This is a genomic window from bacterium (assembly GCA_024224155.1).
GTDB lineage: Bacteria > Acidobacteriota > Thermoanaerobaculia > Multivoradales > JAHEKO01 > CALZIK01.
In genome coordinates, this window is the sequence record JAAENP010000086.1 from 1 (window position 1) to 7,729 (window position 7,729).

Sequence of the window (7,729 nt, forward strand, 5' to 3'; positions counted from 1 at the left end):
AACAACCTGGTGTTCGAGATCTTCGACAAGACCGATGGCTCGACGGTGCTCGGTCCCTTGCCGAACAACATCTTCTTCACCGGTACGGGAGGCGTCTGCGAACTGACCAACGATGGCGACCCGGTCGTGCTCTACGACCAGCAAAAGAAGCGCTGGATCTTCTCGCAGTTCTCGCTTCCGGTCTTTGCGGGCCTGGGGCCTGACGGCCACCAGTGCTTTGCCGTCTCCAAGACCAGCGACCCATTGGGCCAGTACTACCTCTACGATTTCACCACCGCGGTCCCGCAGTTCGGCGGCGTCTTCGCCATCAACGACTATCCGAAGCTGGGCGTCTGGCGGGACAGCTGGCACTACACGGCCAACGACTTCGAGTGCTTCTTGACCAGCCCGACGACCTGCAGCTTTTCCTTCGCCAACGTCAGTGCCATCGCCTTTGACAAGAACAAGATGCTCAGGGGCAGGCCGGCGACCGCGATCCAGTTCAAGATCGGGCCGATCGGCGCCACCGACGAGATCATCATCGGCGTGCAGCCGTCCCACTGGGAGGGCAAGAGCAAGCCGGACAAGCGCCAGCCCAACACCTACTGGCAGTTGTTCGATAGCGAGCAGTTCACCTTCAGCGGCAGCACCGGCCCCGACGGCATCCTGGCCTGGGACTTCGCTGCCGACTTCAAGACGCCCGCCAACTCGACCTTCACGGCGCTCGGCCTGATTCCATTTCCGGAGTACGAGTCCTTCGCCTGCGATGTGGCCGGCGGCGGCGGCCGCAACTGCGTCGACCAGCCCTTCCCGGGTGACGTCGCCAGCGGCAACGGTCTCGACAACATCGATTTTCGGACGATGTTCCGCGCCCAGTACCGGAAGCTCGACACGGACGATCTGGACGACGATTCCGACTCAGACTCCGACTCAGACTCCGACTCCGACGTCGAGGCGGTCGTGTTGAGCGCGACGGTCGATGCGGACGGGGATGCCACCAACGGTGTTCTGGAGTCCGGGGTGCGCTGGGCGGAGGTCCGCAACACCGGTTCCGGTTGGACTCTCCATCAGGTGGGCACCTACGCCCCCGCCGATGGCGAGCACCGGTTCATGCCCTCGATCGCGCAGGACAAGTACGGCAACATCGCCGTGGGCTATACCGTGTCCAGCCCGAGGACTTACCCCGCCGTTCGCTACACCACGCGGCGCAACGGGGATCCGCTGGGGGTGATGACCGGCGGGGAGACGAGCTGCGTCGAAGGTTCGGGCTCGCAGATCGACTCGTTCAATCGCTGGGGAGACTACTCCTCGATGAGCGTCGATCCCAAGGACGAGTGCACCTTCTGGTACACCAACGAGTACTACGAGACGGACAGCGCCTTTGACTTCAAGACCCAGATCTGCAGCTTCAGCATTTGTGAGGACGACGATTCCGACTCGGGCAGTGATTGAGGATGTAGCCACTGTGGCTTGAAGACCTGGCCGCACGACTCGACAAGGGCTGGCGCGTTTGCGCCAGCCCTTTCTTCTTGCCGCAGGGACGCTAGCTCTCGCCGCGATCGGGAGCCTGCCCGGCGGCTCCAGCCGGCAGCTCGCTGAGCTTCGCCAAGATGCGGTCGAACCGTTCTTGTTCCCGGCCGTGGGTCTTGCGGGTCATGCCGGCGAAGCGCCTTGCCTGGACCCGCTTGTCGCGACCCAGGATCTCCACCGAGATGTCGGTGTAGTGCTCGCTATAGAGATTCGACGGTAGGGACTCGAAACCCTCCTCGAGCAGCCGGCCGAGAATCGCCGCGAGCTCCTCGTCGCCGAGCTGGCGGCGAACCGGAACACCGTATCCGGTGCCGGGGGTGAAGCTCTGAATTGTGGCCCAGCGGCCGACGATCTTCAGAAGCCAGCCCTTGACATCCCCGTCGGCGGATCTCGGCTCCGGCTTGCGGTGGACAAGCAGGCGCAGGGCCTCCGGCCGGAGCTCGCCGCGCGCGAGCCGGTCGAGACCGGCCGAAAGTGAGGCGATGCTGACGCCGGCAAGTCCCGGTTGGCGACACAGGTCCAGAATCTCCAGCGCGAGTCGCTTCAGAACCTCCGACTGCTCACCCTCGAGTCGCTGGGCTACCTGCTTGGCGATGCCGTCGATCTCGAGCCGGACGCGGCAGGGGATGCGGACGCCCTGCTGTTTGACACGCACGGGGTCCGGTCCGCCGTAGAACTCCTCGAGGTCGGCGAAGCGGCTCTCGCGAATCTTGCCCAGAAGCCCGAGCAGCGCTTCCTGCGACAGCTCGAACTGCCGGTCGCCGCCCCACGTCGCGACCCCGCTGGAAAACACCTCGACCCTCTCCATGCCGTCGGCTCCCTGGCATTCGACCAGAAGATGCAGGTTGTTCCACCCTTTGGCCAGGGCTGCGTCGAGGGCTGCTCCGATTTCGACCACGGCGTCGGAATCGGTTGCACTCTCGGCCTCCTCTGTCTTCTCGGGCGGGGTCGGCCCGGCGGTTGCCGGGCCTGTGGCGCAGATGAGTAGAACAGCGGCCACCAGCAGGATTGCTTTCATCGTTTTCTCCGTCAGTCTTCCTGAAAGGCGGGATCGAAGAGTGCCGCGAAAACCTCGACGCAGCCGTCGAACGGCTCGTACTTGGTGAGCCGAAAGCGCCACTCCACGATGGCGCCGAGGCTGATCCTGCCGGCGACGACTCTATTCGCCTCGGTGAGGCCGTTGTCGACATTTTGGCGGCCGCGCACTCGGGGGAATCGGATCGCCGGTCCGAAGAGCGGCATGACCGTCACCGTGACCTTCATTCTGCCTCTCCGAGCAACAGATTGCTCGGCATCAGGCGACACCGACGCGAACAGGCCCACGCGCTCGAGGGCATTGAGATACTCGGCCTCGATCTCCTGTCTGAGCACGACATTGCGGGGCGGCGTGTCGGGGCCGTCGTCCGGGCAGAAGAGGCGAGCAACGCCTTCGCCGGCGGGTGGCAGAGTCGCTGTTGCGGGGCCGGCAAGGAAGCCGATCAGCATCGCAACTAGTCCCAGCTTGAGGCTTCGTTCGAATTCGAGATTCATCGTCCACCTCCTCTCCGCCCACTCTATCGGCAGTGCCGACGAAGAGCCAGATCACGGCTCGCGCCGCGCCTCTCCCTCGAGGACACGATTCCTTCGTGTCCCCTCCCGACCCTAGAGGTTCTCTTCGTAGTCCAAGCGACCGTAGAAAGCTTCTCGCAGCGCCCGTTCGCCCTCGACGTCACCGCGCAGGTGCTTGACATCGGCGAGCTTGAGCAAAACCCGAGCACGCCGGGACCGACGGGAGCCGAGCTCGCTCAGCCGCACGTAGATCTCCTCGGCGAGATCGATCTCGCCGGCCAGGAAGGCTTCGTCGGCAGCCGCCTCGAGGCCGTCGAGCCGTGCGCTCCTGGTTGTGGCGCTCAGCTCATCGAGCCAGTGCCGAGCGTTCCAGAAGAGATCGAACCGCTCCTGCTTCGAGAGCTTTTTGAGCGAGCCCACCGGCAGCATCTCGACGAAGGTCCGGCGGCGCCCTGGCGCTACGAAAGGCTGCTGCCGAACGGCCGGATCGGTCGCGATGATGACGTCGTCGACGAAAAAGTCGAAGCGTCCGGCGTCCTCAAGGTCGCCGATGAGCGAGAAGTACTTGACCGAGGAGCCGGGATGACCGTTTGTGGAAGGTGCGCCTCTCAAGTCGATCACCGCCTCCTCGACGCCTTCCTCGTAGATCGCCAGATCGTACCTGCCGGCATCGACGTGATACACCAGATCGACGAAGTACCAGGCGAAGGGACGGGGCGCGAAGAGTTGCTGCCATCCCCCGTTCTCGACGCTCGGCCCGCTCTTGGCACCTGGCCCCTCACCACCCGGTAGGTGCCGAAACACGCCATCGTCGGTCTGGAGCCAGATCGCCTGACCGCCCTTCTCCATGTTGAGAAACCAGCCCGGACCGGCGAGCCCGAAGTTGAAGCGTTGCTCGGGGTCGGTCAGCAGGAGATAGAACTGGATGAAAACCGTCCCCTCGCGGCACTCTCGGAAGTAGGCCAGAAACTCGGCGAAGTCGCGATTGCCAGGCACTTCTGAAATGTGCAACGACCGGGCTCCGCTGACCCGAAAGGCGTTGCTCAGGGCGACCTCGCCGTCGCCATATTGGCGAACCCAGAACGTGTCCGGCCCTGACGGAGACTGCCATTCGAAGTCGTACTCGGCCAGGATGGGGGAGGTCTCCGGGTGGTCCTGGTGATGGAGATCCGCTGACTCCGCAGCCCGCAGCGGGGCGACCAGGGCCAGCACCAGGAGCACCAGTGCCAACGAGGTCGACGCGGCCGATCTCTTGGCGATCATGACTCGAAGCTAGCAGGGAAGTCGAGCCCTGAAAGTGCCGTATTCCACTGCCCCGGTGGAGCGGTCGACCCCGCTTGCCCACGAGCGAAGCGAAGGCTGTCGACCGAATCCCACCGTCGCACCCGTGCTACCGTTTCTTCTAAACCCATGGCCTGGGATCTGACTTCACTTCGGGATCGCATCGAGCGTTGGAACGGCAGCTCGATCGAGGAAGACCTCAGCCGGTATCAGCCGGGCCTGTCCCAGATCGGGCAGCTCGAGACCGAGATGCGTAACCTGGAGGATTTCGCGCTGCGTGAGCGCTCATCCGACCTCCGGCGTCGCGCGCGCGCGGACGAAGCGGAGCCTGAATTCGTAGTCGAGGCCTTCGCCCTGGTTCGTGAGGCCTCTCGCCGAGCGCTCGAGATGCGCCCGTTCGACGTTCAAGTGCTTGCCGGCCTCGCCCTCCACGAAGGCCATCTCGTGGAGATGGCGACCGGTGAAGGCAAGACCCTGGCGGCGGTGATGCCGGCCTACCTGGCGGGTCTCTCCGGCAAGGGGGTGCACGTTCTTACCTTCAACGACTACCTCGCTCGCCGGGACGCCGAGTGGATGGGCCCGATCTATCGATTCCTGGGTTCGTCGGTCGGCTGGGTCGAGGAGGGGATGAGCGTGCGCGACCGGCGAGCGGCCTACGCGTGCGACGTCACCTACGTCACCGCTAAGGAGGCCGGTTTCGATCTGCTTCGAGAACACCTGGCGCGGGAACCGGAAGAGATCGTCCATCGGCCGTTTCACTTCGCGATCGTGGATGAAGCCGATTCGATCCTCATCGACGAGGCGCGGGTTCCGTTGGTGATCGCGGGACGAGCCGCCGATGCCGGCCTGCCCGACGCCTCGGCGGTGGGCATCGCCGAGTTGGTGCACGGACTCGAGCGGGGTCGAGACTGGGCGACCGACGAATACGAGCGCAACGTCGAGCTGACGGACGACGGCATCGCGCGGGTGGAGTCGCTGATCGACCGCGGCAATCTGCTGTCGAGCGCCAACCTGGAGCTTCTGACCGAGATCAATTGCGCCCTGCACGCGACCCACCTTCTGCATCGGGACGTCGACTACATCGTCCGCGAGGGCCGCATCCGACTCGTGGACGAGTTCACCGGCCGCGTGGTCGAGGACCGGCACTGGCCCGATGGACTGCAGGCCGCCCTCGAGGCCAAGGAGAAACTCGAGCGTCGCCCGGGCGGGAGGATCCTGAGCTCGATTACCCTCCAGGACTATCTGCGGCTCTACCCGAGGCTCTCCGGCATGACCGCCACGGCGCGGCCGGCGGCCGGCGAGCTCAAGTCCTGCTACGGCCTCGACGTGGTCGTGATTCCGCCGAATCGGCCTTCGATTCGCCTCGACGAGCTCGATCACGTGTTCACTCATCGTGCGGCCAAGCACGCCGCGCTGGTTGCCGAGATCGCTCGCGTCCACGAGCAAGGTCGTCCCATCCTGGTCGGAACCGCGAGCGTCGAGGAGTCCGAAGAGCTTGTCGGCCTGCTGAGAGAGGTCGGTGTCCACTGCCAGGTCTTGAATGCCCGCAACGACGCGAAAGAAGCCACGATCGTGGCCGAGGCCGGCGCGCTCGGCGCGGTCACCATCTCGACCAACATGGCGGGCCGCGGCACCGACATCAAGCTGGGCGGAGCGGCAGAGCAGGACCATGAGGCCGTGGTCGACCTCGGGGGGCTCTGCGTCATCGGCACCAATCGGCACGAGAGCCTGCGCATCGACCAGCAGCTGCGCGGCCGAGCCGGTCGGCAGGGCGATCCCGGCACCTCGCGCTTCTTCGTCAGCCTCGAGGATCCGTTGATCGTTCGCTACGGCGTCAACGATCTGATCCCCGCGAAAATCTACCCGCGCCCTCAGCAAGAGGCTCTCGAGAACCCGTTCATCCGACACGAGATCGCGCGCGCCCAGCGGATCATCGAGGGCCAGAACGCCGAGATTCGAAACACGCTCAATCACTATTCCAAGCTCCTCGAAGAGCAGCGCCGGGCGGTCTACCGGGAGCGTCGTACGTGGCTCGAGCGCCGGGCGCCGGGCCGGCTGCGGGAACGCTCGTCCGAGCGCTACCAGAGCCTGGCTAAGGACCTTGGCGAGGACTATTTGGCCGAGGCCGAACGAAGGATCGTTCTGTTTCACCTCGACCGCGCCTGGAGCCGCCACCTTGCGAGGGCGGCCGACATTCGCGAGGGCATCCACCTGCGCAAGATCGGCGGTGACGACCCGCTGGTCGAGTTCACCCGCGCCGTGGCCGACTCCTTTCGCGAGATGCGGCTCGAAGTCGAGTCGGAGATCGTCAAGACCTTCGAGTCGATCGAGGCACGAGCCGGCGGCGTCGACCTCGAAGCCCTCGGCCTCGCCGGTCCGACCTCGACCTGGACCTATCTCGTCAACGACGATCCGTTTCGGGACCAGCTCGCCACCGCGCTCGGCGGCAACGTCGGCGTCGGGGTCGCCGCGGCGGCGCTTGCCGGGCCCTTCTGGATCGCTTCGACCGCCTATCAGTACTTCAGGAGAAGACGCCGCCAGCCATCTCGCTAGCTCGGGGGATTGCTGCTATCATCCGCGCGGCCCGCGCAAGCCGGCCCCCCCTTCCGTCCCCATCGTCTAGCCTGGTCTAGGACTCCAGCCTTTCAAGCTGGCAACACGGGTTCAAATCCCGTTGGGGACACCACTTTTGATACTCCTTTTATCATCCAGTTTGTACGCTTAAGTCACTTTACTAGAGTGACTTGCATGGATTCTCCGTGTGCCTCGCGAGGCCGAAGTAGCTACTACAAGATTCGGAGGTTTTCGGCTTGACTCGCTAGTTTTTGGTTACCACTATGGTTACCACTTTCGGCTACACTCCTCGGCAGCGGTCGACCTCTGCCTGCCCCGAAGTTCAACGAGCAGGGTCGACCGGGAAGCGAGCGAGGGTAGCGTCGGGGCTCCGTCCCCGACGTCTTAGCAATGCCGCGAAAGAGCGCCGACCTCACCAAACGCGAACTCGACGCCCTGCGCCGACATGCCCAGCAGGATCCCAAGTTCCGAACCATGCGCTCAGACGGCAAACAAGCCGGCCTCTGCGTCCGAGCCCGAGGCGGCCGCGTGGAGTTCTGGTTCCGCGTTCGCCGCCCCGGTGGCAAGCGCGCCATGAAGCGCATCGGCAACTTCGGCGACCTCACCCTCGACCGCGCACGCGAGATCGCTGAAGAGTGGCACGGGATAAAGGCTGCGCGGCGGGATGTCGTCGAGGTCCTCGATCAACGTGACCGCGAGGCACTCACCGTCGCGGACGTCATCGCTGCGTATCTTCGGGACTTCGAGAAGAGGGCTGAAACCGGTGCCCGCCGCGGCAAACGCTCGAGCTACACCGAGGCTGAGCGAATGCTCACCA

At 64.7% G+C, this 7,729-nt stretch carries 6 protein-coding genes and 1 tRNA gene; 4 read left to right on the plus strand and 3 right to left on the minus strand.

What is annotated here, in order from left to right; translation table 11 throughout:
• The coding region (locus tag GY769_04680) for a hypothetical protein (protein MCP4201212.1) at positions 1 to 1,431 on the plus strand (1,431 nt) is incomplete at its 5' end.
• Between the two features lie 91 nt (positions 1,432 to 1,522).
• Here GY769_04680 and GY769_04685 read toward each other — a convergent pair.
• From GY769_04685 to GY769_04695, 3 genes are all read right to left on the minus strand, one after another.
• On the minus strand, positions 1,523 to 2,527 hold the full coding sequence (locus GY769_04685) for a hypothetical protein (GenBank protein MCP4201213.1): 1,005 nt from the start codon (positions 2,525 to 2,527) through the stop codon (positions 1,523 to 1,525).
• An 11-nt stretch (positions 2,528 to 2,538) separates the two neighbouring features.
• Entirely contained in the window at positions 2,539 to 3,039 is a 501-nt protein-coding gene (locus tag GY769_04690; GenBank protein MCP4201214.1) for a hypothetical protein, read from the minus strand.
• 111 nt (positions 3,040 to 3,150) lie between these two features.
• Positions 3,151 to 4,320 (minus strand): hypothetical protein, encoded by a 1,170-nt coding sequence (locus tag GY769_04695; protein MCP4201215.1) that lies wholly within the window; start codon positions 4,318 to 4,320, stop codon positions 3,151 to 3,153.
• A gap of 147 nt (positions 4,321 to 4,467) precedes the next feature.
• Here GY769_04695 and secA2 point away from each other — a divergent pair, with 147 nt between their 5' ends.
• The 3 genes from secA2 to GY769_04710 form a co-directional block, all read left to right on the plus strand.
• Entirely contained in the window at positions 4,468 to 6,891 is a 2,424-nt protein-coding gene (secA2, locus tag GY769_04700; protein MCP4201216.1) for an accessory Sec system translocase SecA2, read from the plus strand.
• 55 nt (positions 6,892 to 6,946) lie between these two features.
• Positions 6,947 to 7,024: transfer RNA gene (locus tag GY769_04705), tRNA-Glu, on the plus strand.
• Positions 7,025 to 7,302: 278 nt separating this feature from the next.
• On the plus strand, positions 7,303 to 7,729 hold a 427-nt coding region (locus GY769_04710; protein MCP4201217.1), incomplete at its 3' end, for a DUF4102 domain-containing protein.